At 69.6% G+C, this 26,526-nt stretch carries 27 protein-coding genes and 1 pseudogene; 9 read left to right on the top strand and 19 right to left on the bottom strand.

Annotated features, from left to right (window positions below; genetic code table 11):
* Positions 1-340 precede the first annotated feature (340 nt).
* The 14 genes from EES41_RS36780 to EES41_RS36710 form a co-directional block, all read right to left on the bottom strand.
* On the bottom strand, positions 341-1,261 hold the full coding sequence (locus EES41_RS36780; RefSeq protein ID WP_047960353.1) for a hypothetical protein: 921 nt from the start codon (positions 1,259-1,261) through the stop codon (positions 341-343).
* Positions 1,262-1,369: 108 nt separating this feature from the next.
* Positions 1,370-2,119, bottom strand: coding sequence for a hypothetical protein (locus tag EES41_RS36775; RefSeq protein WP_073799284.1), 750 nt, complete (start codon positions 2,117-2,119; stop codon positions 1,370-1,372).
* An 86-nt stretch (positions 2,120-2,205) separates the two neighbouring features.
* On the bottom strand, positions 2,206-2,619 hold the full coding sequence (locus EES41_RS36770) for a hypothetical protein (protein WP_053065706.1): 414 nt from the start codon (positions 2,617-2,619) through the stop codon (positions 2,206-2,208).
* A 128-nt stretch (positions 2,620-2,747) separates the two neighbouring features.
* Positions 2,748-3,116 carry a hypothetical protein gene (locus EES41_RS36765; RefSeq protein WP_164496081.1) on the bottom strand — a complete coding sequence of 123 codons (369 nt, stop codon included), beginning with the start codon at positions 3,114-3,116 and terminating at the stop codon, positions 2,748-2,750.
* Between the two features lie 148 nt (positions 3,117-3,264).
* Complete coding sequence (locus EES41_RS36760; protein ID WP_123082151.1) at positions 3,265-3,723, bottom strand: DUF6573 family protein; 459 nt, start codon at positions 3,721-3,723, stop codon at positions 3,265-3,267.
* A 112-nt stretch (positions 3,724-3,835) separates the two neighbouring features.
* The gene (locus tag EES41_RS36755) at positions 3,836-4,225 is read right to left on the bottom strand and encodes a DUF3846 domain-containing protein (protein ID WP_123082150.1); all 390 of its coding nucleotides are present in this window, start codon (positions 4,223-4,225) and stop codon (positions 3,836-3,838) included.
* A 677-nt stretch (positions 4,226-4,902) separates the two neighbouring features.
* Entirely contained in the window at positions 4,903-5,541 is a 639-nt protein-coding gene (locus tag EES41_RS36750) for a hypothetical protein (protein WP_123082149.1), read from the bottom strand.
* 722 nt (positions 5,542-6,263) lie between these two features.
* Positions 6,264-7,460, bottom strand: a complete 1,197-nt coding sequence (locus EES41_RS36740; RefSeq protein WP_123082148.1) for a radical SAM protein — start codon at positions 7,458-7,460, stop codon at positions 6,264-6,266.
* A 16-nt stretch (positions 7,461-7,476) separates the two neighbouring features.
* Positions 7,477-8,220: a hypothetical protein gene (locus EES41_RS41845; RefSeq protein WP_164496080.1), complete on the bottom strand. Its 744-nt coding sequence runs from the start codon at positions 8,218-8,220 to the stop codon at positions 7,477-7,479.
* On the bottom strand, positions 8,217-9,098 hold the full coding sequence (locus tag EES41_RS36730; RefSeq protein ID WP_123082147.1) for an NAD(P)-binding domain-containing protein: 882 nt from the start codon (positions 9,096-9,098) through the stop codon (positions 8,217-8,219). Before EES41_RS36730 ends, EES41_RS41845 begins: the two co-directional genes overlap by 4 nt.
* Positions 9,095-10,096 carry a UDP-glucose 4-epimerase GalE gene (galE, locus tag EES41_RS36725; RefSeq protein ID WP_123082146.1) on the bottom strand — a complete coding sequence of 334 codons (1,002 nt, stop codon included), beginning with the start codon at positions 10,094-10,096 and terminating at the stop codon, positions 9,095-9,097. Before galE ends, EES41_RS36730 begins: the two co-directional genes overlap by 4 nt.
* A 91-nt stretch (positions 10,097-10,187) precedes the next feature.
* On the bottom strand, positions 10,188-10,790 hold the full coding sequence (locus EES41_RS36720) for a hypothetical protein (RefSeq protein WP_216827300.1): 603 nt from the start codon (positions 10,788-10,790) through the stop codon (positions 10,188-10,190).
* Positions 10,787-11,002 (bottom strand): hypothetical protein, encoded by a 216-nt coding sequence (locus EES41_RS36715; RefSeq protein WP_123082145.1) that lies wholly within the window; start codon positions 11,000-11,002, stop codon positions 10,787-10,789. Before EES41_RS36715 ends, EES41_RS36720 begins: the two co-directional genes overlap by 4 nt.
* Positions 10,999-11,289: a hypothetical protein gene (locus EES41_RS36710; protein ID WP_123082144.1), complete on the bottom strand. Its 291-nt coding sequence runs from the start codon at positions 11,287-11,289 to the stop codon at positions 10,999-11,001. Before EES41_RS36710 ends, EES41_RS36715 begins: the two co-directional genes overlap by 4 nt.
* A 226-nt stretch (positions 11,290-11,515) precedes the next feature.
* On the opposite strand from EES41_RS36710, the gene EES41_RS36705 reads away from it, so the two are divergent.
* From EES41_RS36705 to EES41_RS41840, 3 genes are all read left to right on the top strand, one after another.
* Positions 11,516-12,847 (top strand): hypothetical protein, encoded by a 1,332-nt coding sequence (locus EES41_RS36705; protein WP_123082143.1) that lies wholly within the window; start codon positions 11,516-11,518, stop codon positions 12,845-12,847.
* A 1,262-nt stretch (positions 12,848-14,109) separates the two neighbouring features.
* A complete protein-coding gene (locus EES41_RS36700) occupies positions 14,110-14,889 on the top strand; it encodes a hypothetical protein (protein ID WP_254211715.1) in 780 nt (259 codons plus the stop codon).
* Between the two features lie 23 nt (positions 14,890-14,912).
* Entirely contained in the window at positions 14,913-15,050 is a 138-nt protein-coding gene (locus tag EES41_RS41840) for a hypothetical protein (protein ID WP_164495650.1), read from the top strand.
* An 859-nt stretch (positions 15,051-15,909) separates the two neighbouring features.
* Here the strand turns inward: EES41_RS41840 and EES41_RS36685 are convergent.
* Both EES41_RS36685 and EES41_RS36680 read right to left on the bottom strand, forming a co-directional pair.
* Positions 15,910-17,433, bottom strand: coding sequence for a flotillin family protein (locus EES41_RS36685; protein ID WP_123082139.1), 1,524 nt, complete (start codon positions 17,431-17,433; stop codon positions 15,910-15,912).
* A gap of 87 nt (positions 17,434-17,520) precedes the next feature.
* Entirely contained in the window at positions 17,521-18,030 is a 510-nt protein-coding gene (locus tag EES41_RS36680; protein WP_123082138.1) for a hypothetical protein, read from the bottom strand.
* A 264-nt stretch (positions 18,031-18,294) separates the two neighbouring features.
* On the opposite strand from EES41_RS36680, the pseudogene EES41_RS36675 reads away from it, so the two are divergent.
* Positions 18,295-20,193, top strand: a pseudogene (locus EES41_RS36675) (TrkA family potassium uptake protein).
* A 108-nt stretch (positions 20,194-20,301) separates the two neighbouring features.
* Entirely contained in the window at positions 20,302-20,478 is a 177-nt protein-coding gene (locus EES41_RS41835; protein WP_164496079.1) for a hypothetical protein, read from the top strand.
* A gap of 173 nt (positions 20,479-20,651) precedes the next feature.
* Here EES41_RS41835 and EES41_RS36670 read toward each other — a convergent pair whose 3' ends face one another.
* Positions 20,652-20,861, bottom strand: a complete 210-nt coding sequence (locus EES41_RS36670; protein ID WP_123082137.1) for a hypothetical protein — start codon at positions 20,859-20,861, stop codon at positions 20,652-20,654.
* 3 nt (positions 20,862-20,864) lie between these two features.
* Positions 20,865-21,185 carry a hypothetical protein gene (locus tag EES41_RS36665; RefSeq protein ID WP_123082136.1) on the bottom strand — a complete coding sequence of 107 codons (321 nt, stop codon included), beginning with the start codon at positions 21,183-21,185 and terminating at the stop codon, positions 20,865-20,867.
* A 203-nt stretch (positions 21,186-21,388) separates the two neighbouring features.
* Between EES41_RS36665 and EES41_RS36660 the strand changes: the two genes are divergently transcribed.
* From EES41_RS36660 to EES41_RS36650, 3 genes are read left to right on the top strand one after another with little or no spacing between them, the layout of a single operon-like run.
* Entirely contained in the window at positions 21,389-22,657 is a 1,269-nt protein-coding gene (locus EES41_RS36660; protein WP_123082135.1) for a sodium:proton antiporter, read from the top strand.
* On the top strand, positions 22,644-23,111 hold the full coding sequence (locus EES41_RS36655; RefSeq protein ID WP_123082134.1) for a CBS domain-containing protein: 468 nt from the start codon (positions 22,644-22,646) through the stop codon (positions 23,109-23,111). The genes EES41_RS36660 and EES41_RS36655 overlap by 14 nt, the downstream gene beginning before the upstream one ends.
* Positions 23,108-24,406: an SLC13 family permease gene (locus EES41_RS36650; RefSeq protein WP_123082133.1), complete on the top strand. Its 1,299-nt coding sequence runs from the start codon at positions 23,108-23,110 to the stop codon at positions 24,404-24,406. Before EES41_RS36655 ends, EES41_RS36650 begins: the two co-directional genes overlap by 4 nt.
* Positions 24,407-24,682: 276 nt before the next feature.
* Here EES41_RS36650 and EES41_RS36645 read toward each other — a convergent pair whose 3' ends face one another.
* Positions 24,683-25,762: a CdaR family transcriptional regulator gene (locus tag EES41_RS36645; RefSeq protein ID WP_164496152.1), complete on the bottom strand. Its 1,080-nt coding sequence runs from the start codon at positions 25,760-25,762 to the stop codon at positions 24,683-24,685.
* 389 nt (positions 25,763-26,151) lie between these two features.
* Between EES41_RS36645 and EES41_RS36640 the strand changes: the two genes are divergently transcribed.
* A complete protein-coding gene (locus EES41_RS36640; RefSeq protein ID WP_123082132.1) occupies positions 26,152-26,517 on the top strand; it encodes a hypothetical protein in 366 nt (121 codons plus the stop codon).
* Positions 26,518-26,526: the final 9 nt, after the last annotated feature.

The following is a 26,526-nucleotide window of genomic DNA, read 5'->3' as shown; positions in this document are numbered from 1 at the left end:
GCTTCGCGGGACCGACCGGGTCGCTGCGCTCCCCGGTCTTGTGGTGGTCCGCTGCGCTTCCCACCACGGGCGGGTCTCGCTTTGCTCGCCCTGGGGCGGCCGCTGCGCGGCCGTCAGGGCCCGGTCGCTGCGCTCCCCGGCCCAAGGCCCGCTGCGCGGGCGGCTGGCAGCAAGGGGCGGGGGGTGAGTCGGACCTGGACCCAGGGTCCGACCGGGCCAGAGGTGTTCGGTGGGCTTCTGGCCGGGTCGGCGCCTGCCTCAAAATGAGTGTACAGCTAGGGATGGGAATCCTCACTGTCCACCGCTCGGGAGGAGGTTCCGGATATCGGGGCGTCGGGTTTCAGAGCGTCAGTTCCAGTTGGACCGCGCCCGGTTCTACGCGGGAGGTGACTCCGTCCCCGTAGGACACCCTCCATGGGCCTTTTGAGCGATGTGCTCCGGAATCCAGTTGCATCACGACCGGGTCGCTTCCGTCTGACGGGATGACACCCCGCTTGCTGCTGTCGTGGGTCCATCCCGGTGTCCACTGTGTGACGATGCCATTGATGGTGCGGCCCGATTCCGGGTCTTGCCAGATGACCCAACTGCCGGGGGTGTAAGCGCCATTAGCGGCTTTGGGTGCCGTCCCCTTCGCGCGGTCTCGCTTCCAGGCTTTGCGGACCTTGGCCGGGGTGTCGGTAGAGGCGGAGATGGGGACGGTCTTCTTGGGGCGCGGGATGCGGTTCTGAGCGTCTGCGACGATGTCGGCGATCAGTGGGGGCAGGTCGGATGCGAAAGCCGACCTGACGGCCGTGTGGTCGGTTCCGCTGACCGATACGGTGACGGTCCATTCCCCCTGTACGAGGAACACTTTCGTGGACTCCTCCCAGCGGACGGGCCAGAAGCCGGATCCCTCGGCCTCGATCTCCGCGAGCGCTTCGCGGCGCAGCTCGCTGGTCACCCGCGCGTGTGCCTGGTCCGTCGCCTTTCGGCGGGTCTCCCGGATCGTCGCGGCCCGCCACTGCTCTTGCGACTTCCACAGGTGCGCCGAATCGGCCGGCATGGCCTTGGTCTCGATCGCCTTTAGCAACGGTTCCACCCATGCCTTCACGCGCAGCTGCACGATCCGGTCCAGGGACTTCCCCGAGCGGGCCCACAGTTCCGTCCAACGCACGGGGCGGACTGTCTCCGGCAGCGGCGTGATGCGGCCCGACTCCGAGATACGGGCCGACATCGTCAAGGTGCTTACGGTTCGACTTTCCGTCTCGTCCACGTAGGTCATGCGATTCCCTCTCTCAAGGTGTTCACACGGCGCGGCAGGGGTGCCACTCCCCCGCCGCTGGCCGGGGCGCAGCGCTTGTGCTGCGCCCCGCCAGGGGGTTTCTGGGCGTTACAGCGAGGCGGCAGTGATGCGCGCGTGTGCCTGCGCGGGGCTGAGTTCGTAGTCCCATTCCTGGGGAAGTTCCGACAGGTCGATGTCGTGGTATCGGCGCGTGATGACGACTTCGACCGGTTCCAGGTCATGGGGTCCGACAACGCAGCGGGAGCAGCGCTGGGCGGAGTGGAGGGGGGCGAGCCGGTTGCCGCGCTCGTCCCGTTTGCCGTGCTCCCGGTCGTGGAGTTCAGCGATGTTCGTGAGCTGCTGGCGGACGTCGTCGCCGGTGCGTAGTACGAGGGGGCCGCGCCGGTGGAGCTGGTAGAAACGGCGGTCGCCGCATTCTGTCGGCTGGGGGGTGGGCTGGCCGTTCCCGGGTAGCTGGTCGAGGGTGATGGGGGTGGAGGTGACCACGGTGTGTTCTTCTTCCAGCCTGACGACGGTCTGGTGGTCGACTCCGTACGCCCAGTACCGCCGGACCGCGTGGACGGGCGAGAGGCGGGAACTGCTGTGGGTCGCGCCTTTGCCCTCGCCGGTGGTCCGGTCTCGCTGCTGGTGGTGAACGCGCCATGCGACGGCCGGGACGACGCACAGCAGCACCACGGCAGCAGGGCTGTAGAGGGCGGTCCAGTTGTCTCCGGTGCTGTGCAGGCGTACGGCCACGGTGTACGGGCTGCGGTTCTCCAGGGCCGTCACGGTCGCGGGGCGGAAGCCATCGAGGATGACGGCGCCTTCATAGAGGTGCCTGACTTCGATCTGCCGCATTGCTGCTCCTTGATGGGGTGGAGGGGCGGGCACGCAGGGGGCGCGGCTGCTGGCGCGCCGTGCGTGCCCGCCGGGGGGGCTGGTCGCTAGATCAGGGGCAGGTGGGGGGCGTCGTCGTAGTACAGGCCCGGTTCCTGCGGGAGGGGAGCGCCGGTCAGCCAATCGGTCGAGTAGACGCGGCAGAGCTCACCGGCGGTGAGGGGGGTGGCGGCGTCGCCGTCGAGGCGCCAGCCCCATACCCGGCTGGTGCCCTCCTCCTCGTTGGTGCGCAGGACGATGCCGCAGGGGCCGCCCACCAGCGTGAGCGACGTGGCCTCGACGACGTCGGCCAGTTCGATGCCCTGGCCGAGGTAGGTCCTGTCTCCCGTGTTGTGGAACGGCACAACGGCCGTGGAGACGCCTGCGCTGGCGGTCATGACGTGACACCCGTCTCCGGCCGCGTCGAACAGGGCGTACAGGAGGTTTTCGGCGCGCTGGGTGGGGAGGGTCGGGGCTTTCATGGGTTTGCCTTTCGTGGGGTGTTTCTCCGGTGGCGGCGGGGGTGCCACTCCCCCGCCGCTGGTGGGCTGGTGATCAGTGCTGCGGGGCGCCGTTGCGGCCGCTCCCTGAGCGGCCACCAGAGCCCGAGTCAGACAAGCGCGGGCGCGTCCACGAACGTCACTTCGGGGGACGGGCCCGCGAAGTCGTCCTCGCTGATGCGGTACGCAATGCGGCTCTGCTCGGCCGTGGCGGGGCGCGCGACCAGGTCCCTGACCGCCCAGGACATGAGGGTGACCGTGCCGTCCAGGCCGACCGTGCGCAGGACCGTCATCGCCATGCCTCCGATGGTGGTCCCGGCGAGCAGGAACGCGGTCTGCACCAGGGCTTCGTCCGGGGTGCTCTCGTCCAGCACGGGGCCGGTGATGGTGCACTCGGCCTGGTCGGCGCCATCAGAGGCGACCAGGACCACGGTCAGGTGGTGGGCGCCTTCACCGGCGGCGCGGGCAATGGACCTCACCAAGCCCACTGAGCGACGGGCCAGGCTGGCCGGGTCGAAGGCGCTGCTGTCGGGCGTCGGGATACAGCTCATGGGTGGGGCCTTTCTCTGGGTGTTGTCCGGTCGGGCTTGTGGGGCCGGGTGCCACTCCCGGCCCCACAGGCGGGTGTCAGTCCTCGTCGGGGCGCATGATGGTGAGTACGGGCTCGGCGTTGTCCCCGGGCCCGCACACGGCCTTCAGGCGGGCCGGGCGGGGGATGTTGGAGATGCCGTCACGCGGGATGCGGTTCAGCTCCACGGTCACCTGCCTCGTGGGGAACTTGGAGGTACGGGCCGCGTACGCCGTCGTGATCAGGACGTCGAAGAGTCGGCCGGTCTCGTCCTGCGGGGTCTGCGCGTCGCTGTCGGCGTCGCTCCATTCGACGCAGTCCGCCCACGCGGCCGCTGTGAGGGCGGTCGGCAGGAGGATCCCGGCGTCGGCGAGGAGTTGCTCCGGGACGGCGATCAGGAAGCCGTCGGCGAGGAGCTGGGCGCGGGTGGCGCCCGTGATGACGTTCATCCCGAACACGTTGGCGAGCGTCTGCCCGGTGTCCTGGGGGCCGTCAGCGGGAGTCGGATTGCCGCTCATGGGGTGGGGCCTTTCTCTGGGTGTCGTCCGGTCGGCGTGTGGGGCCGGGTGCCACTCCCGACCCCGCGCGGGGGGGCGGCCGGGTGGGGCCCGGCCGGCCGTTTCGTGGGTCTCAGCGAGTGCGCTGCTGGGGGATCTTCGCGGCGCGGGTGAGGTACTGCTCGATCAGTTCCAGCGCCTGGTCTTCCGTCAGTCCGTGGGCGCCTCGGTCAGCGGCGGTGTCGATGCGGCCGGTGAACAGGACCGGGCCGAAGTACGGGAGTGCCTCGGCTCGGAAGACGCGCAGGACCTTGGCGGCCGGGCGGTTGAACGGGAGGCCGCGCGGTACGGCGTCCTCGTCAACCCACATGGTCAGCTGACCGGTCAGAGCGACCGGGCGGACGGCCTGGCAGCTCAGGGAGTCGGCTGCCGCCGTCCAGGTGGAAGCCCAGTCAGCAAGTTCGAACCAGCCGTCAGGCTGGATCATCAGCGCGTACGGCGCGGCTGCCTGCGTGGAAGTCATAGTTCTCCCTTGGAATGAGGTGGGGTGGTTCGGCCGGAGGGTTCTTGCCCCATCCCCTCACCGACAAAAGAATACTACCGCGATCTGAAGGCATTGGGGGTGGAAATGGCCCCTCCGGGCCGACTCAAAAGAGTGATGTATTCGCAGGTCACAGGGGTTTTCAGCCCGGTGGGGGGCGGGCATTGCGGGTCTGGGGCCGGCTGGCTCCGGAGCGCGGAGCGCGGAGGGCAAGGGGTGGGGTGGCGGGCTGGAAAGGCAGAGGTACTCTGCGCGCGCAGCGCGCACCTCTGGCTTTTCGGCCCGCCATCCCACCCCGCAGCGCGGGCCGGCAAAGAGTGCACGGCCGGCGCAGCGAAGCGGAGACGGGTGGGCGCTCTACGCAGCGAAGCGGAGTGACGGAGCGCAGCGGAGTGCGGCCCGCGGCCCCGTGGTTGTGGCGGGGATCGCGGGCGAGAAGCGTGAGAGCGCGGAGCGCTCGGTCCGGACGCAGCGCAGCGGAGTCCGGCACGCCTTCCGCCCGCGGTCCCCGCCACAACCACGGGCGGGGTGGGCGGCGCAGCGCAGCGGAGCCGCCCACCCCGTCGGCACCGGACCCGCAACGCCCGCCCCCCACCGGGCTGAAATGCCTTGAGGGGGCCCCAGCCGGACGGCTGGGGCCCCCTCAGGAGGAGTTGGTGTCAGGGGGTGTCGTAGAGCTCCTGCGCGGCCCTCAAGGCGGTGCGGCGGACCACGGTTGGGTAGCCGAGGCGGTCCGCGGCCTGTTCCGCGTCGAGGCCGGGTTCCGCTCGCATCCGCGCGGCGATACGCGCCGCCCGCTCCTGCTGCAGATGCTTCTGCGCGGTGGGGACAGATACGCCTAGGACGTCGACAGCGTGGGCGGCGGTCACCGCGGGGTTGGCGTCGAGGAGTTCGGCGATGCGGCCGGGGAGTAGGTCCCGGGGGACCATGTCACCGGACCCCTTCGGCCGGCCGCTGGGCGCGGTCATGGTTCCGCGGGCGGCGCCGTAGGCGCGCACAGCGGCGCGGGGCCAGTGATCGACCCCGCACACCACCACGACATGGTCGGCCAGGCCACCATCGGTCTTGTAGCTGTCGACGCTGCGCGGCTTCACGCCGAGTACGGCGGCAGCGTCACGGCGGTCGAGCAGGTCCCTGTCGTCCTCGGTGGCCGGGATCGCCGGCTGCACCCCGCCGTCGCGGTAGGCGGCGACTTGCTCCAGGTCCCACAGCATCACCAGTGCGCCCGCCGAGCTGACCGGCGCGGGGAAGTCGTCAGCGTTGTACGGCTTGACGCGGCAGAAGGTGGCCCACGTCATCCCCAGGACGTCGGCAAGCTCCCGCCGACCCACGGCGGTTCGTCCAGCGCGGATCACGGTCCCGACCTCCCGATGAGTGAGGCGCGCCAGCGCGCGCCGACTCATGCGAGTCCACCGGAGCGGCCCACACAAGCGGGAAAATGCTACCGCACTCAATGAGCAGGATGGGTGTGTGCCTGCGTCTGCCCGGGCCCGGCGGCTACAATGGCCACGATGACGCTCACGGGTTCTCTCGTGGTGTGTTCTTCGGTCGGCCGGCGCCCTTGCCACCCGCTCTCAGCGGAAGTGGGCGCCGGCCACATGCATTTCCCCACTGACACGCTCCCCCATCCCCGATTCCACCCTGCTCTCCTCACCCCCATCCCAGTCCCCCTGCCCTACTCTCTGCCTCTCCTCATCCGTCGTTCCTTCCCCGCTCCTCCTCCCCTTCCATCCGTCCATCCCCCTCCGCTCTCGACTCACGTTCAACCGCTTTCCTCCCTCACCCGCTCTTCTCATCACTACCCCCTCCTACCTATAAGTCCGGCTAGTCACCGGCTGCACTTTGGGGTCTGACCAGGCACGATGCGGCTAGGACGCGATTACCGCCTCCCCCCATCTCTCCCCCGTACTCTCCCCCGATCTCTCCCCCCATCTCTCCCCCGATCTCTCCCCCTTCTTTCACCCCCGTGGTCACACCCGCCAAGCTCGGCGAGTCGGGCCCTGCGCCGGCAGGACCGTGGTCACGACGGCGGGGTTACTGGCACGCCTCGGGCCATCGCTTCGAAGTCGAGGATGGGGTGGCGGCTGATGTCCGAGATCTCGTCGGTCAGGAGGTTGCCGATGATGAACTCTTCTTCGGGGCCTGAGCCGAAGGTGACGACTTGCCCGCTGCTCTGGATCATCCAGTTCAGGAATGCCCGTTCGGTGGTCTCGGCAAAGATGATCTCTCTGTTGGGGTACCGGTCGCGGATCTTGGTGAGTTCGTCCCTGAGCGATTCGGCGTTGATGGCCATGGTCTCGGTGAGGGACTTGGGAGCTCGTCGGCCCCACCACTGGAAGACGACCCATTGGCGGACGCTGGGGTGGCTCATGACGCAGTCGGCGATGGCGGCCAGGTCGCTGATGTTGGCGCGGGAGGCGACGGTGTGGACACGGACCTTGTGGAAGCCGGCGTCGTCGCACAGGTGCAGGGACTGCCGGAAGCGGGTGGGCAGGTCGCGGTCCGGGCTGTGGCGGAACGCGCGCTGGACGGCGGGGGTGGTGCCGTCCAGCGGCAGGCGAAGGGAAGAGAGCGGGGCGAGGCGCTGGAGCTTGTCGGCGGTCAGGGTGTAGCCGGTGGTGTCCAGGGCGACGCTGATACCCGAGCTGGTGGCGTAGTCGATGACGTCGAAGATCGGGGGCCACAGGAGGGGGTCGCCGCCGGCGAGGACGAGGTCGGTGGTTCCGTGGGCGGCGAGCTTGTCGACGATCGAGAGCGCCTGCTCGTAGGTGATCTGGTCGGTGACGAAGGGGTTGTAGCAGCCCGTGCAGCTCATGGGGCAGCGGTTGTTGATCGACCAGTTCACGCGCTTCACCGTGGGGTTCACGGGACGGTGGGCGGATGCCCTGGTGGTGATTCCGTCGATCAGGTCCAGGAGACGGCGGCCGCGGGCGGTGGTGGTGCCGGCGAGGAGGGCGGCCGCGCGGGCTACCGCGGCTGTATCGGCGTTGTTCTGGAGCAGTACGAAGGCGAGCATGTAGCAGAGGTCCTGATCGGCTGGCGCGTGGTCCGCCGCGTTCTGGAGGCGCTGGGCAAGGGTGTCGAAGTAGGTGGTGTTGAAGTTCGCCGGTTCGAGGCGTTGCTGGAAGTCGTCGTGGAGGCTGCCGCGTTCGGCGGAGCGGTCGTAGCCGGGGCGCAAGGGGTGGGGCGGCAGCATCTCGATGTGGGTTCGGGTCATGGGAGCGGCCTCCTGATCAGTTGGGGATCCGGGGAGTGGCTGCCATCGCGGAGGCCGTGAAGCCGATGCCCTGGTTTTCGGTGAAGACCAGGTCGCGGACCGTGCTGAATACGTCCTGCGCGGTGGGGGTGGTGAGGAACCGCTGGGAAGATGGCAGGGGTTTCACGGAGTGCAGGTCGCGGATCGCGGTGACGATCTGCGGGACGTGGTCTGTCGGGTTGGTGCAGCCGGTGTGGCCAAGGTGGCTGAGCAGGTGCGACGCGGCGGTGCGTGCCTTTGCGATGTTGGTGACAGGGTCCTCGTGGGTGGCTTTGGCGAGGTAGTAGGTGATGGGCTGGATGAGCCACGGCAGGTCGGGGTCGTCTGAGGTGGTCTTCAGCGCCGCGGTGCTGGCGGCTGCCAGGCGCGGGGCTACGTCGAGGGGGTCGGCGAGCCAGGGGTGGGCTGTCATGCTGGTGAGGTAGCGGGCGCGGGGCACGTTCAGGCATTTGTCCTGGAGGGTGATCGCGGCGGTGGCTGTGATTCCGAACTGGTCTGCGGTGCTCTGGAGGACGGGCTGGAGCTGCGCGCGGGCGGCCGCGACGTCGGCGGGGGTGGGGACGATGGGGATCAGGTCCAGGTCGGAGGTGATCGTGCCGTCGGTCCGGGTGCGGAAGTCTCCGCGTGCGAGGGATCCGGAGAGCGCCACCGACATGCCTGTGGTCTTCGCGAGTGCGCTGCGCAGGTGGTGCAGGAGGTCGGGGATGTCGGTGCGCTTCATGATGCTGGTCCCGGGTCGGCGACGGCGGTGAAGTCGGCGTACGGCCCTTGGTTGGCTACGGTCTGGGCGAAGGCTGCGATCGTGAGGTCGATCAGGGGTAGGGCGCCGAGGAGATCGCGGGCGTGTTCGAGGTCTTTGAGCATGTGGCGGGCGGCGAAGTCGGGGTCTGCGTAGTCCTGGCGTGCCACGCGCGGGAGCTTGGAGGCCGCGATGGTGGACATCCAGCCGTCGGTGGTGACGGCTTTCGCTGCGATGGGGTAGTCCTCGCCCAGGTGGGCCGGGAGCTGGCGGGCGAAGACGCCGAGGCTGTGGAGGATCGAGGCGCCCCACGCGTTGTAGATCAGTTTGAAGCGGGCCGGGTTGCCGGGCCGGGTGAACGCGTACCGGTGGGCGGTGAAGGCGGCCAGGACTGTCTCGGTCCGGTCGTCTTGGACCGGGGTGTGGAGGAACGCGGTGAGGGTTCCGGTGGTGGCGCCGGGCCGGCTGCCGGTGACGGGGCATTCCACGGGGATGCCGCCGTGGCCGCTGATGTGCTTGTGCCAGTCCTCGGCCCAGGCGGGGCTGATCGTGGACAGCTCGATACACACCGGATTGTGGCTGGCCAGGTGGTCCGTGGTCTGCGCGGATGTCCAAAAGGCCTGGCTGTCGGGTTCGTCGGCGAAGCATCCGATGATGACGTCAGGCTCTGCATGAGCGACGTCGTGGGGCCGCGTCAGCGTCGTGCTGGGCAGGGGCGCGGCGGCGAGGTGCTTGCTGGCGATGGTGACTCGGGTGTGGGGCAGGTTCACCAGGTGGGGGATGATGCCTGCCGTCATGACGCCGTACCCGGCGACGAGGATCCTCATCGCCGGTCGAGCGGAGGCTAAGGAAGCCGTCATTCGTCTGCTCCACGGAGGATGGTCTCGCGCTGGGTGTACCAGGCGAGGGAGTCGGCGATCCCCTGCTCGACGGAGAGTTCCGGACGCCAGTCCAGGAGGGTGTCGGCGAGGGTGATGTCGGGGTATGCGCCCGCGGTGTCGCCGGGGCGCCGGCCGGTCAGCTGGGTGGGCATGGGCTGACCGGTGACGTTCTCGAAGGCCTTGATCAGTTCGAGGACCGTGGTGCCGGTGCCGGAGCCGAGGTTGATGACGCGGTAGGTGTCCCCTGATACGGGGACGATGGTGTCGAAGGCCCGCAGGGCCGCGGTGTGGGCGCGGGCCAGGTCCCAGACGTGGACGTAGTCGCGGATGCCCGTGCCATCGCGGGTCTCCCAGTCGGTCCCGGTGACCGGGTAGGGCTGGCCGGCGTGGAACTTGTCGATCATGACGCCGAGGGCGTGCGTCGGCTTCATCACCTGGAGCCCGGAGCGCATCTTGGGGTCGGCTCCGATCGGGTTGAAGTAGCGCAGGGAGATCGCCCGCAGGGCGCTGCCGCCCGTGATGTCCTCAAGGGCGTTCTCGAACACGGCCTTGGTGCGGGCGTAGGGGCTGAGCGGGTTCAGGGGGGCGCACTCGGTGATGCCCAGGCCGGACTCGTAGATCGCGGCGGAGGAGCTGAACAGCACCCGGTGGCAGCCGTTGCGCAGCAGGTGACCCAGGAGCGCGAGGCCCTTGGCGACGTTCTCTGTGTAGTAGTACAGCGGTTCGGCTACCGACTCGGGAACGACGATCTTGGCGGCGCAGCAGACCGTGGCTTCGATGTCCGGGTGTTCGGCGAAGATCCGGTCGATGAGCGGCCCGTCGCAGATGTCCCCCTCGTAGCAGACACGGCCCTGGGTGAACTCGCGGCGGCCGGTGGAGAAGTCATCGACGATGACCGGTTCGATGCCCTGGTCCAGGCATGCGGAGGCGATGGTGCTGCCGATGAAGCCGGCGCCGCCGGTGATGAGAACCTTCACGGATTGCTCCCAAGTCGATGGTCGGCCAGCGCTGTTGGGCGTGCGGCCGAGGCTGTGAGGCGCGAGCCTAGCAGCGGTTAGGTAGGGTCTATTACGTTTTCTCCCTGTCTGGGAGTGGGCCGTAGAGGCACCAGACCATCGTCGGCTGGAAGACGTGGTGGATCCGGAGTCCGTGGCGTTCCGCGATGTCGACCGATGCGATGCAGCAGTCGGCCTGTCCCTCGGCGACGAGGCGGACGGCCACCGGTTTGGCGTCCACGTACTGCCGCCGGGCCCCGGCCGGTGCGAAGGCGTCGGCGAAGACCTGGGTTGCGGGGTGCAAGGCGATGGACCGGGCTGTGTCAGGGCGTCCGGTCCGTCGCGTAGCCAGACACATCTGCTTGGTCGGGCTCACCCACACGTCATGGAGGTGCATGCGGTCCAGGTTGCGGAAGTGGATGTTCACCCACATGTCGCTGACGTCGCGCCCGGTCCGTTCCACGAACCCGGCGGCCACCAAGGCGTAGGTGTCGCTCTCGTACGCGGACCGGACGGCGGCGTCAAAGGTCTCGGTCAGGACGACCTGGCCGAAGTGGCGCAGTGCTTCCGCGTGGGCGTCGGTTCCCTCGGGCCCCAGCGTCGCAACGACCCCGTCGCGAGGCCTGTTCAGCGCCCTCTGGGGCTGATGCAGATCGCCCCGTCCCATGGCCGTCACTGCTCAGCCTCCTGGTCAGGGCAGGCCCACACCTCGGTGTCGAGGCGGTGTGCGCCGCTTCGGCCTAATGCCAGACCGCCCAGTACCGCGCCGGAGGAGAGGAGCTTGCCGCAGGCGTAGCAGGCCCGGCCGGCCGCCTGGTCCCAGGTGAGGCCGTGTGCGGTCGGAAGGGGGACGTCCTGGCAGCGGACACCCGTTGCCGCGGAGGTCATGTGCGGCTCCTTCGTACCGTCAGCTCATGCTGCTCGCGGCAGGACGTACAGGCATACATGAGGATGGGCGGGCCGCAGGAGCGGGCACCGAACTGGACCGGCAGGGCGGCCTGGGACGGGCCCATGTGCCAGTGGCACCAATTGACGGGGCTCTCATCGGCCGGCCGCCCATGAGCCTCCGGCTTCCTGATGCCGGCGAGCCGGACGTCGGTTCCGCTGGGGACGTCGGGGGCGGTGCTGCCGAGCCGTCCGTGATCTTCCTCGTGACCGAACGAACCGATCTTCATGCCGTTCACCTCCTGGTCGTGGGCCAGCCGGTCCCCCGGAAGGGGGACAGAAAAGGAAACCGGCCTGGCGGGAACCCACCGGCGCTGTCGACCCCAGGGAAGGGGCCCGGGGGATTTACGATCACGGCGCCGGGTGGCTGGTACTCATTCAACGGGGGTACAACCGCCGGGAGAACAGGTCATGCTGGAGGACCCGTTGAATCCGTTGAATGGCAGGGGGTTCGATATGACACGCGAACCGAACAGAGCGCTCGCCGGCCTGATGACCGAGGCCGAATGGGGAAACGGCCAGCTCGCACGGGCCGTGAACCGGACCGGCGCCGAAGCAGGCATGGAGCTGAGTTACTCGGCGAGCACCGTGACGTACTGGCTCAGGGGCACGATGCCCCGCGAGGGAGTCCCGTCGGTCATCACCGAAGCGCTCTCCCGTCGTATCGGCCGCCCGATAACGTGCGCGGAGGCCGGGTTCCCCGGCATCGGCACGGACACGGTCGGCGACCTGTCCGACCTCGTAAGGGGCGACATGGACCCATCACGACGGCGCGTGCTGAGCGCCGGTCTCTATTCGGCGGCCCTCATGGTCCCCGTCTACTCCGACCTCGGCGACCGCCTGAACTCGGCAGACCAGGATGTGAAGGCAGGGCGCACCGTCCACGTCGGCGCGGGCGAAGTCGCCACGGTGCAGCGGATGACAGACCACATCGCGGGCATTCTCGACGAGCTCGGTGGCGGCCACGCCCGGCCGATGGCTGCCGCGTTCCTCGCCAACACGGTCATGCCGTGGATCTCCGCCGAGACCTCGCCGCAGGTGCGCCAGCAGATGCTCGCCGCGGCCGCCGATCTCGTCTACCTCACCGGGTGGATGGCCATGTACGAGAGAGCGCACGGCCTCGGACAGCAGTACTTCGTCCAAGCCCTCGGCCTCGCCGACGACGCCCGCGACCACGTCACCTACTGCCGGACCCTGCGCGGAATGGCACTGCAAGCCTCCAACCTCGGATACGGGACGAAAGCGTTGGAACTCGCCGACTCGGCAGCCGAGGCCGCACCGGCAGCCGGCCCCCGACTCGTGGCGTTCCTGCGCGGCCAGCAGGCCCACGGCGCCGCCATGGTCAAGGACCGCCGCCAAGCCTTCGCCCGCCTGCGAGAGACCGAAGACGCCCTCTCCCGAGCCGACGGCCGCAACGACGCCGTAGGCGGCTACGACCGAACCGCCTACGAGTTCCACGTCTCCCACGTCCTCGCCGAACTCGGCGACCTCCCCGGATCCATCAAAGCCATGCAGCGCTCAAACCGGGCCCGACCCGCCGCCGAACGGCAGGGCCGCGTCCACGCCAACGGCATCCTCGCCACCCGCCAATGGCAGCTCGGACACATCGAAGCCGCCTGCGCCACATGGGACACCTTCCTCAACGACTACACCGCCCTGTCCACCGCACGCGGCGACGAACACTTCGCAACACTGCGCACCCACGTCAAAGCCCAGCCAGGTACCCGCGCGGTACGCCAGCTCGGAGAACGCGTCCAAGCCGTCGCGACACAGAAAGCCGCCGCCTAAAAGGACACGAGCCAGACTCACGACCAAGGTAGGTCTTCGTCCTGTGCAGAAGCCGACCGGCACCCCACCCCGCCGCGGCGAGCCACGGATGAGGTGCAGAGGCAGAGGGATACACCAGGCACAGCCCGCGCCACGGCGTGACATGAGCGGACGAATGGCGACTCACCGATATCCGACACTCGGCGAGAAGCAGCCGGGGGGCACCACAGGAAGTGCCGACCACCTGCCTGGGGCGCCCCTTCGGTTCCCTCAGCTACCAGATACGCCGTCGCATTCACCCGTGCCAGGCCCCCGAACGCCGGCGATACCGGCGAAGAGCAGACACAGGTACTCACCCGCGAGTTCACCGGCGACCATGGGTGGGTGGGCGTCCTGACCTGGGGCGGGGAGATCGGGTGACTCACCGGTGAGTCACCGCTCGATCCGTGATTGCGCAGGGGGCTACGGTGATCGGACTAGTGAGGTCTGCGTGGCTCCCGCCCCGAGACCGTTGCGGTACACCGGCCTGTGGCGCGCGGTCCCGCGGTTCACCCCGCTCGGCATGTGGGCGGCGCTGGCGGCTAGTCCGTTGGTGGTGGCCGCCGTCGCCGCGCCGCGCCGCGCCGCGCCGCCGACAATCGTCGCCCAGGCAGCACCCGCCCCAAGTCAGCGGCCGCTCAGCAGGCGGCCGCCGCCGACCCGGCGGGCACGGCGAAGATGTTCGTGGCTTGTGGCTGCGTGCGAACGCGTCCATACCTCACAGTGCTGCCGCCGGCTGCTGATGCTGTACGCACGAGTGGGGAACCGCCCCTCGGTCTCAGCGCGACGGCCCCGGCCGGGCAGGCTCGGGAACAGGGCTGCGGACTCATGCCCGGACCGGTGGGCGCACCAGCCGCATGCGGCGGCCTCGCTCCTGTCGGCACGCTGTCCCCGACGCGACGCCGCCAGCGTGTCATCGCCTCCACGTCCTTCCTCGCAGCCCTTGCGGTCAGGTCCCAAGCCTGGGTGCCTGCCCGGTACACGGCCGTGCGGGGCCGCCACCCGGTGAAGGTGACAGCCCGCACTTGCTGCGCCGGTCAGCGGTTTCCTGCCGGGACCGGCTGCCGGCGGCCACCCGCCGTCAGGCGGCCGCCGGTCCCGTGCCTGAAGTCAGTGGCCGACATCCGGACCGGCCGGCGCCGGTGGCCGGATCGGCGGCCTTTCGTCGCCGGTGCATGGCCGGATACGACTGGGCACCCGTGCCCCGCCCCTACTCCCGCCGATCGCCATGGAGGCGCACCCCGATGACCCCAGTCGGCATGACCAGCTTCGACGACGTCTACGCTCTCCCCGATCCCCGCGGGTACTTCACCGCCCTGGGGCCGTACGAGTACCAGACCCCGGGCCACGCCCAGCCGGTCTTCCGCGCGCTTGCCGCCGAACTCGGGCCTGGGCGGCGTACGGTCCTCGACGTGTGCTGCTCCTACGGGATCAACGCCGCCCTCCTCAACCACGACGTCACCCTCGACGAACTCTTCGCGCACTACACCTCAGCTCGTGCGGCCGAACTCACCACCGCCGAACTCGCCGACCGCGACCGTGACTTCTACGCGGTCCGCCGCCGCCCCGACGCCGTGCGAGCCATCGGCATCGACGTCTCGCGCCCCGCCCTGGACTACGCCGTGGCCGTCGGGCTGCTCGACGAGGGGCATTGCGTGGACCTGGAGCACACCGAGCCGGAGAAGCGGCTGCGCGCTTCACTCGCCGGAACGGGCCTGATCACCGTCACCGGCGGCACCAGCTTCCTCACCGAACGCACCTTCACCCGGCTATTCACCGCCATCGGCCACCCCGTGCCGGTGGCTGCCTTCGTCCTGCGCACCCACGACTACGGGGCGATCTCCGGCTGCCTGAAGTCGTACGGCCTCACCGTCGAGCGGGCCGCCACCACCCAGCCGCAACGGCGCTTCACCGACCCCCGGGAACGGGAACGCGCGGTGGCCACCGTCACTGCGCTCGGAGAAGACCCGGCAGGGAAAGAGTCGGCAGGGTACTTCCACACCCGGCTGCACCTGGCCCGCTGAACACGCCCGCCGAACCGAACAGAGTGAGCGAGCCACGCCTGAAACTGATCAGCGCCGACAAAGGACAGGCGTTGACGGTGCTCCTCGGGCCCCTCGACGACGCCGAACTCCCCGAAACTGGTGTTGAGGACTGCGTCGTCGTCTTGTACGGCGACGGCTGAGGTGTTCTGGTTCGAGGTGGGCGGGACCGTCGACGCCGGCCCGGACGACGACGTGATCACCCCCACCACCGGCGGGCGCTGCGAGGAGCAGTGACGGCAGGGCCCCGGCGGAGCGGTCACTGCCGCGCGGTCGGGCACCTGGGTGGCCGGGCGCTGAGCACCGGGGCCTCCGCCCGGGGCCGACGGTCTCGTGAATGGCCGCCGGCTCCCGCGGTTCAGGCGAGGCGGGAGCTGAGGCGAACAACATCTCGCCGACGGCCCGGCGGATGTCCTCGGGCAGCTCGGCGTCGTCGAGAAGCCCGAGAAGCACCATCAACGCTGGCACGCTCACCCGGTCAAGGAGTGTGCCGAGCAGGTCCAGGGCTTCGGCCATACCGGATCAGCGAGGGGACCGCCGCCTCACGGACCGGAGGGATGTATGGGCTGTGGCACGCGGGTAGAACGTGCTCCACCGTTCAGAGACGCTCGGCGGCTCTCGGGGCCACGCACCAGCGGATTGGCCGCTTCAAGGCTCGGGGAGGCTGGTGGGCGGCGGGGCCGGCCAGGGTGTGGGGGTGCTCGCCGGTTGTGGCCCCGAGTATTCGTATCGTGGCGGACTCCATGTGGGCGCGGGCTCCGGTGCGAACGGGCCTGCCCGGTTCGCCATGAGGAGCATCATCGTCCCGGCGAAGAGGAGGGAGACGATGATCAGGGTGAGTCCGATGGGGTTGCGCGGATTGTAGTAGTACCTCTGGGTGCCCCACTTGCTTCGTTTGAACACCGGCTCACGGTCGTAGTTCACCTGGCATCCCCCTCGCTTCGCGTCTGCCGCCGCCCGCGTCTTGGGGCCCGCTCTCAGCGGGCCCCAAGGATGTGCGAGCTAGCCGACGATTTCGATCTTGCCGTTGGATGAGTTCGGCTCGGGCATGGCGGATGTCTTGGCGGCGGTCAGCCCGCCCAGGAGCCCGGCGAGGTCGACGCCGGTGGTGGAGGAGAGAAGTTCCATGCCCTGGGCGACGTTGTCAGTGACCGTGCGGGAGAGCTTGCTCGCGCCATCGGTGGAGATGACGGTCATCTTGTCGATGGCGGACAGCGGTTCGGCGGCCTTGGCCACGATCTGGGGCAGTGCCTCGACCATCATCTGAATCATCGCGGCGTCACCGTAGCTTTCGAAGGCGTCCGCCTTCTTCTGCATGGCCTCGGCCTCGGCGGCGCCCGTGGCCAAGATGGCCGCGGCCTCCGCGTCGCCCTCCAGGCGTACCGCTTCTGCGATGGCGGCGCGGCGGGCGCGTTCGGCCTCGCCTCGCTTGGCGCCCTCGATGGCCTCGGCTTCCGCGAGGGCGGAGCGGCGCTGCTTCTCGCCCTCACCGGTCAAGCGGGCGCGTTCGGCCTCGGCCTGGGCTGCGGCGATGGCCGCCAGGCGCTCGGCTTCGGCCTGCTTGACTCGGGCGACGCGGAGGGCTTCGGCTTCCTGTTCGGCCTGGTAGCGGCGGGCGTCGGCGGGCTTGCGGACCTGGGTGTCGAGCTGGCGGTCGGTCAGCGCGGCCTGCCGTTCGGCGACTTTCTCCTGTTCGGCCAGGATCTGCTGCTGCCGGTCGGCGTCGGCCAGCGGACCGGCGGCGTTCGCCTGGGCGGTGGCCGCATCGGTCTCGGCCTTGATCTCGGCCTGGCGCAGGTACAGGGTGCGCTGCGCGACCGCGATCTCCTCCTCGGCCTTCAGCCGGGCCTGTTCGGCGGCCTGCCGGGCGTTGGCCTCGGCTATGTCGGCCTCCTGCTTGGCGCGGGCGGCTTCGGGACGGCCGAGGTCCTCCAGGTACGAGCCTTCCGTGGTGATGTCCTGGATCTGGAAGGCGTCCAGCACCAGGCCCTGGCCGGACAGGCTGGCCTCGGCCTCCTCCGCGACCTGGCCGGCGAACGCGGCCCGGTCACGGATGATGTCCTCGACCGACATCCGGCCGACGATGGCGCGCAGCGCGCCCGACAGCACTTCCTGGGTGAAGCCGACGATGCCGTCCTGTTGTTGCAGGAACCGCTGCGCGGCGGCGCGGATGGCGTCCTCGTTGCCGCCGACCTTGACGATCGCGACGCCTTCGAGATTGGCCTTGATGCCGCGCAGCGTGACCGCGCCCCGGACGGCGATCGGGATGTGACGGCTCGACAGGTCGAGGGTGTAGCGCTGCTGGACGAACGGGACGACGAACACACCGCCGCCGACGACGACCTTCTGGCCGGTGTTGTCGGTCGATATCCGACCGGTCTCCGGATCGGTGGAGCTTTTGCCACGGCGTCCGGTGATGATGAATGCCTCGCTGGGGCCCGCGACCTTGTAGCGGGTGACGACGACGAGGGCAAGCAGGACGAGGAGTACGACGACTCCTACGACCGCGGTGACAACAGGACTCATGGTGGTTCCCCCCTGCCTCCCGGGTGGGGGCAGACTCAAGGGTTGATGGAAAGAGGATCGGAAGGTGGAAGGCTTTGGTTACGCTGCTCAGCGCTTGACGGCGCGGACGCTGACCGAAGTCGTGGACGGCGTGGCCGTCACCCAGATCTCGGCCCCGCGCTCCAGCGGGGCGTCGGCGGTCGCGGCGTACTTCAGCGGCTGGCCGCCGAGCGACAGCAGTACCTCGCCGTAGCCGTCGGCCGGGATGGCGGTGACCACCCGCCCCGCTGAACCGACGAGGTCCGCCTGGTGGGGTGCGCTGCCGTCGCCGTCCCGTTGCAGGGCCCGGCTGAAACCGTACGTGGCCCAGCCCGCGCCTGCTCCGGCCAGGACCCCCGCGGTGGCTGCCGCTCCCTGCCCGAGCCCCGTGGACCCGAGCACGATCGCCCCCGTGAAGCCGAGCATCGAAACGAAGCCCGCGATCACCGGCAGCGACAGCCACCCGTCGAACAGTCCGTCCAGGACGCCGTCGAAGACCCCTTCGAGCACCCCGTCGAACACCAGCGAGGCAGCGAGCAGCACGACTCCCCCGATGCCGAAACCCAGAAACAAGCCCATGGGCCCTCCCCGTCTGACCGCTGCCTTCCCGCTGGACAACTGCAGATTGGCAGGGGGACGCGGGCTCGCACATTGCCTGTGGTCGGCAATCTTTACGCCTCTTTGACGCACATCGTCGAGAGTCGGGGGCCCGCTTGCCAGCCGGCCGCGGCACCGCGCGGAGCGCCGTAGCCGGAACGGGGGCGCGCGTGGCTGCCGGGTACAAGGCATCCTGGGGCCGTGTCGAATTCCCTGCAGGCTCAACTTCCTCTTCCCGCTGGTCAGATGGTTGTTTGTGGCGATGACGGCCTGGCCCGCCGGCTGGCCGCCGAGCTGCGCGAGGTGTACCGGGAGCGGGTGACGCTCGTAGTACCGGCGGGCGCGCACGCCCCGCACGGGGCTGTCGGCCGGTGGACCGTACGGGGCCTGGGACTGCGCGGGCGTATACCCGGCAGCAGGCAGCCGGGACGGCCCTTGTCAGAGGGCGCAGGCAGCCGGGATCTGCGTGTCGTTGAGGCGGCGGACCCGGACGAGGAGGCGCTGGTCCTGGCGGGGGTGGCAGGGGCGGCCGCGCTGGCGCTGGTGTACGAGGATGACGACACGAACGTACGGGCCGCGCTCCTGGCTCGTCGGCTCAACCCAAGGTTGCGGCTGGTGATCCGTCTGTACAACTGCAAGCTCGGTCAGCACCTTGAGGAGCTGCTGGACCAGGCGGCGGTCGTTGCCGAGCCGGGTATCGGCCTGCGCGAGCTGGACTCGTCGACGACTGTCCTCTCGGACGCGGACACCGCCGCGCCGGCGCTCGCGGCAAGTGCGATCGCCGGGACCAGCAAGGTCATCCAGGCGGACGGCCTGCTGTTGCGTGCGGTGGAGCGTACCCCGCCGGGGCGGGCCAGGTGGCCGATCCGGGCATGTGCACCCTCGCGCTGCTGTCCGCGACCGCCGCCGATCCGGCCGGAAGCGAAGGCTCGGACCGCAGCGGTGACCAGGGGCCGCAACTGCTGCCCGACGACCGGGCGGTAGCTGCCGCGACCGGGCGGGGCATCGTGGCGCTCGAGGCGATGACGCATGTGGGTCCGGCCGTGCCGGGGCGTCGTCTGGCGGCGGCGCTGCCGGTGGCGTCGCTCTTCTCGCGGCGGCTGCGCTGGTCGCTGGCCGGCATCGTGGCCGCGGTGACAGGCCTGGCGGTGGCGTCCTGGCTCACCACTGGCGACCACCCCCTGCACGCCGCGTACATCACCCTGCTCGACATATTCGCGATCAACCACCCGGCCCTCGAGGAGGCTCCCGAGCGCAAGACGCTGCAGATCCTGGCCGGCTTCCTCGGTCTGCTGCTCCTGCCGGTGCTGGTCGCGGCCGCGCTGGAGGGCCTGGGGGCCTTCCGCAGCGCGACGGCGCTGCGCCGTCCGCCCCGCGGGCTGTCCGGGCATGTGGTCTTGCTGGGGCTCGGCAAGATCGGGGCCCGGGTCCTGGTCCGGCTGCGGGAGTTGGAGATCCCGGTGGTGTGCGTCGAGTCCGACCCGGAGGCCCGCGGTCTCGCGCTGGCCCGCCGTATGAGGGTGCCCGTCGTCCTCGGGGATGTCACCGAAGAGGGTGTGCTGGAGGCCGCCCGGATCCACCGCGCCCACGCGCTCCTGGCCCTCACCAGCGCCGACACCACCAACCTGGAGGCCGCCCTGTACGCACGCGCGGTCAGACCGGACCTGCGGGTCGTCATGCGGCTGTACGAGGACGACTTCGCCACCGCCGTCTACCGCACGCTGCGCGCCGCACACCCGGCCGCCCTCACCCGCAGCCGCAGCGTCACGCACCTGGCCGCTCCCGCCTTCGCCGGCGCCATGATGGGCCGGCAGATTCTCGGGGCCATCCCGGTGGAGCGGCGCGTGCTGCTCTTCGCGGCCCTGGACGTCGCCGGGCACCCGCAGCTGGAAGGCCGTACCGTCGTCGAATCCTTCAGGCCGGGGGCGTGGCGGGTGATCGCCCTGGACACCGCTTCGCCGGCGCAACGGCTACCGGACCTGTCGTCAACGCCCGGCGAGGCGGCCTGAGCCCCACGCCCGTCTGGTGTGGGACCTCCATCCCGGATACGTCCTCAAGGCCCAGGACCGGGTCGTGCTCGCCGCCACGCGGCGGGGGCTGGCCGAGCTCCTCGGCCGACGGGACATCCACGCCTCAGGTTCCTGACCCGAAGGATCCGGTTGTGGCGAAACCGGCGGCGGGATGGGCTGTACTGGGCGCCCAGGGGCATGGGAGCCTGATGGTTCGACTCCCTCCCTGCCAGGAGTACTCGCCATGCCCCGCCCTTCCCGCATCGGGCGTCCTTCGCCGCTGTCCGTCTTCGGCGCGGTGCTGACCGTCGCCGGGGCGGCGATGTACGCGCTGCCGGAGTACAGCAGTGCACTCCTTGCCCTGTGCGCGTTCGCCGTGGCGGCCGTGGCAGCCGTGTGGATCTCCGCCAAGCAGCGGTGACCGGTTGACACGGCACGCGTTCCGGCGGCGCGGACGCGGCACACTCGTCCGCCTGGTCCGCAGCGCACGAAGAGGCGTGCACGCAGGACGAACGCGGGGGTGAGGGATGTCATGCGGCTCGTACACACCTCGCGCCAGGTGTACACGCGCCCGCTCGGCTTCACCTCGGGCGGTCAGGTGCCCTTGCGGGCCACCCCCAGCATCGCGAGACCAGTGATCAGCAGGGAGAGCCCGATGACCAGGAAGGGGAAGCCGGGGCCGGGAAGGACGTACAGGGCGACGCCGGCCAGGGTGGTGGGCGTTCCTGCGATCACCATGGCGACCGCCAGGCGGCGCTCGGTGATGTTGCGGCGCGCCCACGCTGTGATGCTGCGGCCGTCCATTGGTCAGGCCACCTGCTTGGGGCCGGCTCGGCGTGCCGTGCGCTCGGCCTGGATGCAGCAGCCGACAGCGGCCGCGATGAAGACGAAGCCGAGGACCGTGCAGGCCATCACGGCATCCGCGGATGCGTCCAGCATTCGAGGGACGGCGTTGAGCGGCATGAGGGTGTAGAAGCAGAGGACGGCCCAGGCGTAGGGGCGGGCGGCCAATTGTCGACCTCGCAGGCCGCGTGGCGTCCAGCCGGTGAGGATCACCAAGGGGACGGGCAGCACGAGCAGTGTGCCGGCCGCGAGGGCGATCGCGTGGTAGGTGGGGTTGCCGTTCATCGGTACCTTCCTGGGTCGGACGCCCACGATAGACGGGGTGCTCGTGACTTGTTCATGCCGGAGTCCGGCAAGTTCCGGTGGGTCGAACTGCTGTCAGGGAACCGTCAACGGCGCGTATGGAACGTGTAAAGTCCGCCGTGGTGTGCCGGGAAGCCTGGTCGGCGATAGGGATAGCTCTCTTCGCGGATCGGGGTTTTCACGTCATGGTGCTCGTCGCAGTCTTCGGTGTGGCACTGCTGGTCGCCGTGCTGCTGTCCGGGCTTGCCGCCCGCACGGTCCTGTCCACCTCGCTGCTCTTCCTGCTCGGTGGGGCGCTGGTCAGTGACGGGTTCCTCGGGCTGATCCACATCACGGCCGACAGCGCGATCGTCTCCGTGACCGCTGATCTCGCCCTGTTCGCGGTGCTGTTCACCGACGGCATGCACGTCTCGTTCCCCAAGCTGCGGCAGACCTGGAAGAACCCGGCCCGCGCGCTGGGTCTCGGCATGCCGCTGGTCATGGCCGGCATGGCGCTGATCACCCACTACCTGGTCGGGCTGGACTGGACGACCTCCTTCCTCGTCGGCGCCGTGCTCGCGCCGACCGATCCGGTCTTCGCCTCGGCGATCGTGGGCCGCAAGGAAGTTCCCGCGAAGCTGCGGCAGCTGCTGAACGTGGAAAGCGGCATCAACGACGGCCTCGCACTGCCCGTCGTCCTGCTCCTGATCGCCGCGGCCGGCCCCACCTCCGGTCAGGCGGACGCCTCCATCGGTCAGATCGCCCTAGAACTCGGGCTCGGTCTGGTCTTCGGTGTCGTCCTGCCGCTGGTAGTGGCGGGCCTGGTCCGACTGCGACTGCTGGGGGCGGAGCCGAAGCTCCAGCCGCTGCTGCCGCTCGCGACCGGGATCATCCTGTACGGGCTGTGCCACCTCACCCACGCCAACCCCTACCTGGCGGCGTTCTCCGCCGGGGCCGTCCTGGCGTCCGTCTCGCCCGAGGCGAAGACAGTGTTCGAGCCGCTGGGCGAGATGCTCGCGGAGCTGGCGAAGTTCGCAGCCCTCCTCGTCTTCGGCGCGCTGTTGACGCCGGCACTCTTCGGCGATCTGTCGGTGGGCGGGTACATGGCCGTGGTGCTGGCGATCGTTCTGATCCGCCCCGCCTCATTGCTGGTCTCGCTGCTGGGGGCTCGGATCGAGCGGCGGGAGAAGCTGGTCGCCGCCTGGTTCGGCCCCAAGGGCTTCGCGTCCGTCGTCTACGGCCTGCTCGTGCTCCAGGCCGGAATCCCGCAGGGCGAACAGGCGTACACGCTGATCGCCGTGTGTATCGCCTTCTCGATCGTCGCCCACTCCAGCACCGATGTACCGATCGCCCGCCTCTTCGAGGTGGAAGACCTCACCGGCATACCGGACGACGACCAGGCCGTCGAGCAGACCGACACCGTTTTCGCCCCGCGCAGTGCACTCGACCAGGAGAAGCAGCATGATCGCCCGTGATCTAGCCGAGCCCTACCCGCATGTGACGACCGACGACCAGGCCGTGGACGCGGTACGCCTGCTCGCCGAGCACGACCTCGCCGCGCTCCTGGTCCTGGAAAGGGACGGCACCCCGTATGCGGTCGTCCCCGGCTCCCAGCTGGTGCGGCAGCTGGTGCCCGAGTACGTCATGGAGGATCCGCTGCTGGCCGCGGTCATCGATGACCGGCACGCCGACTCCCTCACCGAGGGCCTTGCCGGGAAGACCGTCGCTCAGTGGATCCCGGCGCGTTCCTTCAAGCCGGCATTCGTCGGCCCCGAGGCCGGGGCGCTACAGATCGCTGCGCTCATGGCACGTACCCATGTGCCGCTGGTCGCCGTCATCGACCGCGACGACGAAGGACGGCGGCTCCTAGGAGTGGTCTCGTCCGCTTCTTTGATGCGTCATCTTCTCGACGTGGGGGGTCAGGGGTGAGCGGTTGGCAGAGCTGGGCCGCGGTCGCCGTCTTCGTCGGCGTCTACTTGCTGATCATCACCGAGTGGATCCACCGCGTCGCCGCAGCCCTCGGCGGCGCGGCCCTGATGTTGGCCATCGGCGCCACGGACGACACAGCCGCTTTCCACTCGGACAAGACCGGCGTCGACTGGAACGTCATCTTCCTGCTGCTGGGCATGATGATGATCGTCGGGGTCCTGAAAAGGACCGGTCTCTTCGAGTACCTCGCGATCTGGTCGGTAAAGAAGGCCAAGGCCAGACCGTTCCGTGTGATGGCCATGCTCGTCGTCATCACCGCGGTGGCCTCCGCCCTGCTGGACAACGTCACCACGGTGCTGCTGGTCGCCCCCGTGACCTTGCTGGTCTGCGACCGGCTGAAGCTTTCCCCGATTCCGTTCCTGCTCGCCGAGGTGTTCGCCTCCAACATCGGTGGCACCGCCACCCTTGTCGGAGACCCGCCCAACATCATCATCGCCAGCCGGGCAGGCCTCACCTTCAACGACTTCCTGGTCCACCTCGCCCCCCTGGCAGCGGTCCTTACCGTCGTCCTGGTGCTGCTGTGCCGGGTGATGTTCGCCAAGCATTTCGTCTACGACGCGAAGCGCGCCGCCGCGATCATGGAGCTGCGTGAACGGGAGGCGATCAAGGAGCCGCGCCTGCTGATTCAGGGCCTGGGCGTCCTTGCTCTGGTTGTCGCCGGATTCGTCCTGCACCCCGTCCTGCACTACGCGCCCAGCGTCGTCGCTCTCCTGGGCGCAGGTCTGCTGATCGCGATCTCCAAGGTCGAGACCGGGGAGGTCCTCGGCGAGGTCGAATGGCCGACCCTGGCCTTCTTCGCCGGCCTGTTCGTCATGGTTGGCGCGCTCATCGAGACCGGCGTCATCGGAGAACTCGCGAGCTCCCTCGCGGACGTCATCGGCGGAGCCCAACTGGGCGGCACGATGCTGCTGCTGGGCGGATCGGCCGTGCTGTCGGGGATCGTCGACAACATTCCCTACGTCGCCACCATGGCGCCCATCACCAGCGAACTCGTCACCGACATGGGCGGCGACCCCGACCACGTCATGTGGTGGGCCCTCGCCCTCGGCGCCGACCTCGGCGGCAACGCCACCGCCATCGGAGCCTCCGCCAACGTCGTCGTCCTCGGCATCGCCGAACGCAACCGCCACCCCATCACCTTCTGGCAGTTCACCAAATACGGCCTCATCGTCACCGCCGTCACGATCGCCATCTCCGCCCTCTACCTGTGGCTGCGCTACTTCGCCCTGGCGTGAGAACCGACCGCCCCCTCCCCCTGGGGAGGGGGGAAGGGAGCTTGGCATGGCACGCAGCCGGCGCGCGGAGGCCGTCTCCATCGCCCTGTGGTGGGGTGCGCTCACCGTGTTGTTGTGGGGTGGAGGGCACCTCAGGGACATGCCTGCCTCGCTGGTGGCGTGTGCGGCGAGCGCCGCCTTGCTGATCAGCCTCGGGGCGAAGTGGCCCGCTGGCTTCGCTGCCACATCCAGCACTGGGCGGCGGCGCGCAGGAACCGCACGCCCTGAGGCGGGGGCTCACACCTCGGTGTCGGGCCAGTCGAGCAGGCGTGCGCCGATCACCGCGGTCTGGAGGGTGTAGCGGTTGACCGGGTCGGCCGGGTCGGCGCCGGTGAGGCTGTGGATCCGCTCCAGCCGGTAGGTCAGCGCCCGCACGCTCAGCGACAGCCGGCGCGCGGCCTCGGTCGCCACGCAGCCGCTGTCGAAGTAGGCGGTGAGGGTGTCGATGAAGGTCTGGGCGCCGCCGCGCCCGTTACGGAGCGGGCCCAGGACGTTTTCCACCAGGTCGGCCATCGCCTGCCGGTCCCGCGTCAGGACCGGGTAGACCAGCAGGTCTGCGGCGTGCAGCACCGGCCCGTCCAGGCCCATCCGCTCGGCCAGGTCGAGGGCGTTGAGTGCCTCCTCGTAGGAGTGCACCACGCCGCCGGCGCCGGGATGGGAGCGGCCTATGGCCACCTTGCCGCCGTCGGTGGCGGCGTACGCCTGTTTGGCGAAGAACGCCAGAACCTCCGGCTGGTCGCCGGGGGCCACACAGATCAGCCGCCCGTCCTTGGTGGTGAGCAGGATCTGCCGGCCCGCGAACCGGGTCAGTACCGCCGACTCGATCCCGCGGGCCACCGGGTAGCCGTCCCCGTACGGCTCAGGTCCGCTCGCCACGGCCACCGCGTGGGCCTGGGAGAGACGCAGCCCGAACCGTTCGGCGCGCTCCGCCAGCCTCCCGAGATCGCTGCGCCCGTAGAGGAGGTCGTCGATGAACTCGCGGCGCGCGGCCTCCTCCTGACGCACGGCCTGGTGCTGGGCACGCTCATAGCCTTCGACGAAGGCGTCTATGGCCTGTTCGGTTACCACAAGCAGGGAGCCTGCCTGCTGGATCGGCACCCGGGTGAGGACCTCCTGGGACACGGCCAGGTGCTCGCGGATCATCACGCGAAGGGTGAAGCCGAGCTCCGCGGCCCGCTCCCCCTCGGCGCGGCGTGCCTCCAGCTCGGTGCGCGTCATCCGGCGCCCGGTGGTACAGGCATCACGCAGGCACTCGACATACCCCGTCAGCCGGTCTTGCGGTGCTTCCCGCTCCGTCACGCACTCCCCCGTTCTCATCGCGTCGGTGAACCCGTTGACGCGCAATCAGGTTGCCATAGTCGGCAAAGGGGTCCTTCACCGGCAGCGAATGGCGGGTAAAGACTGCCGGTCGACGGCAATGCGCTGCCACGAAGCGGCGGAGAGGATCAAGGAACGCCCTGTGCCGAGGAGAGTTGCGCCGTGCCTGGCATCCGGTGGTCGCTGCCGCGCGGCAGAACTGAACGTGGCTGGCATGGACCAGCGCACCCGCAGCTCCCAAACCGTCGGCCTGTGGTTCGTCCGCAAGCATGGGCAGTTTGACGGTCTGCAGGGAACCAAGCGTTTTGAGTTGAACGGGGGCGGTCGTGTCGGGGGACTTCACGCAGGAGTGGGGCAGCGAGAGGACGAGGGTCGCTGACCAGGCAGCGATGCGGCTCAACAGTGCTCCGGCAGCCGACGGCGGTGGCGGGGGGACTTTCGCGTCGACGCCGGCGCAGAAGAGGTCTGCCGCCAACACCATCGAGACCGAGCTTGAGCCGAACACCAAGACGGCCACGGATCACGCGGACGAGAGCACCAACACCGCGGTCAAGGGCTTCGACGGCTGGGACGCGGCCGTGGGCCTGAAGAAGGTGGCGGACACGTGGGACCAGCAGGTGAAGGTCCTGATGGGCCGGCTCGGTTCTGAGAAGGGTTCGTTGCGCGGCGCCTCGGGCTTGTTCGTACAGAACGACCTCGGCACCGGGGACGGGTTCCGTCCCCTGGGCGCCCGGTCGAAGCTCAACGGTCTGTAAGGGGGAGCA

It is taken from the genome of Streptomyces sp. ADI95-16, from assembly GCF_003721495.1.
Lineage (GTDB): Bacteria > Actinomycetota > Actinomycetes > Streptomycetales > Streptomycetaceae > Streptomyces > Streptomyces goshikiensis.
This window is presented reverse-complemented; position numbering and strand designations above follow the sequence as displayed.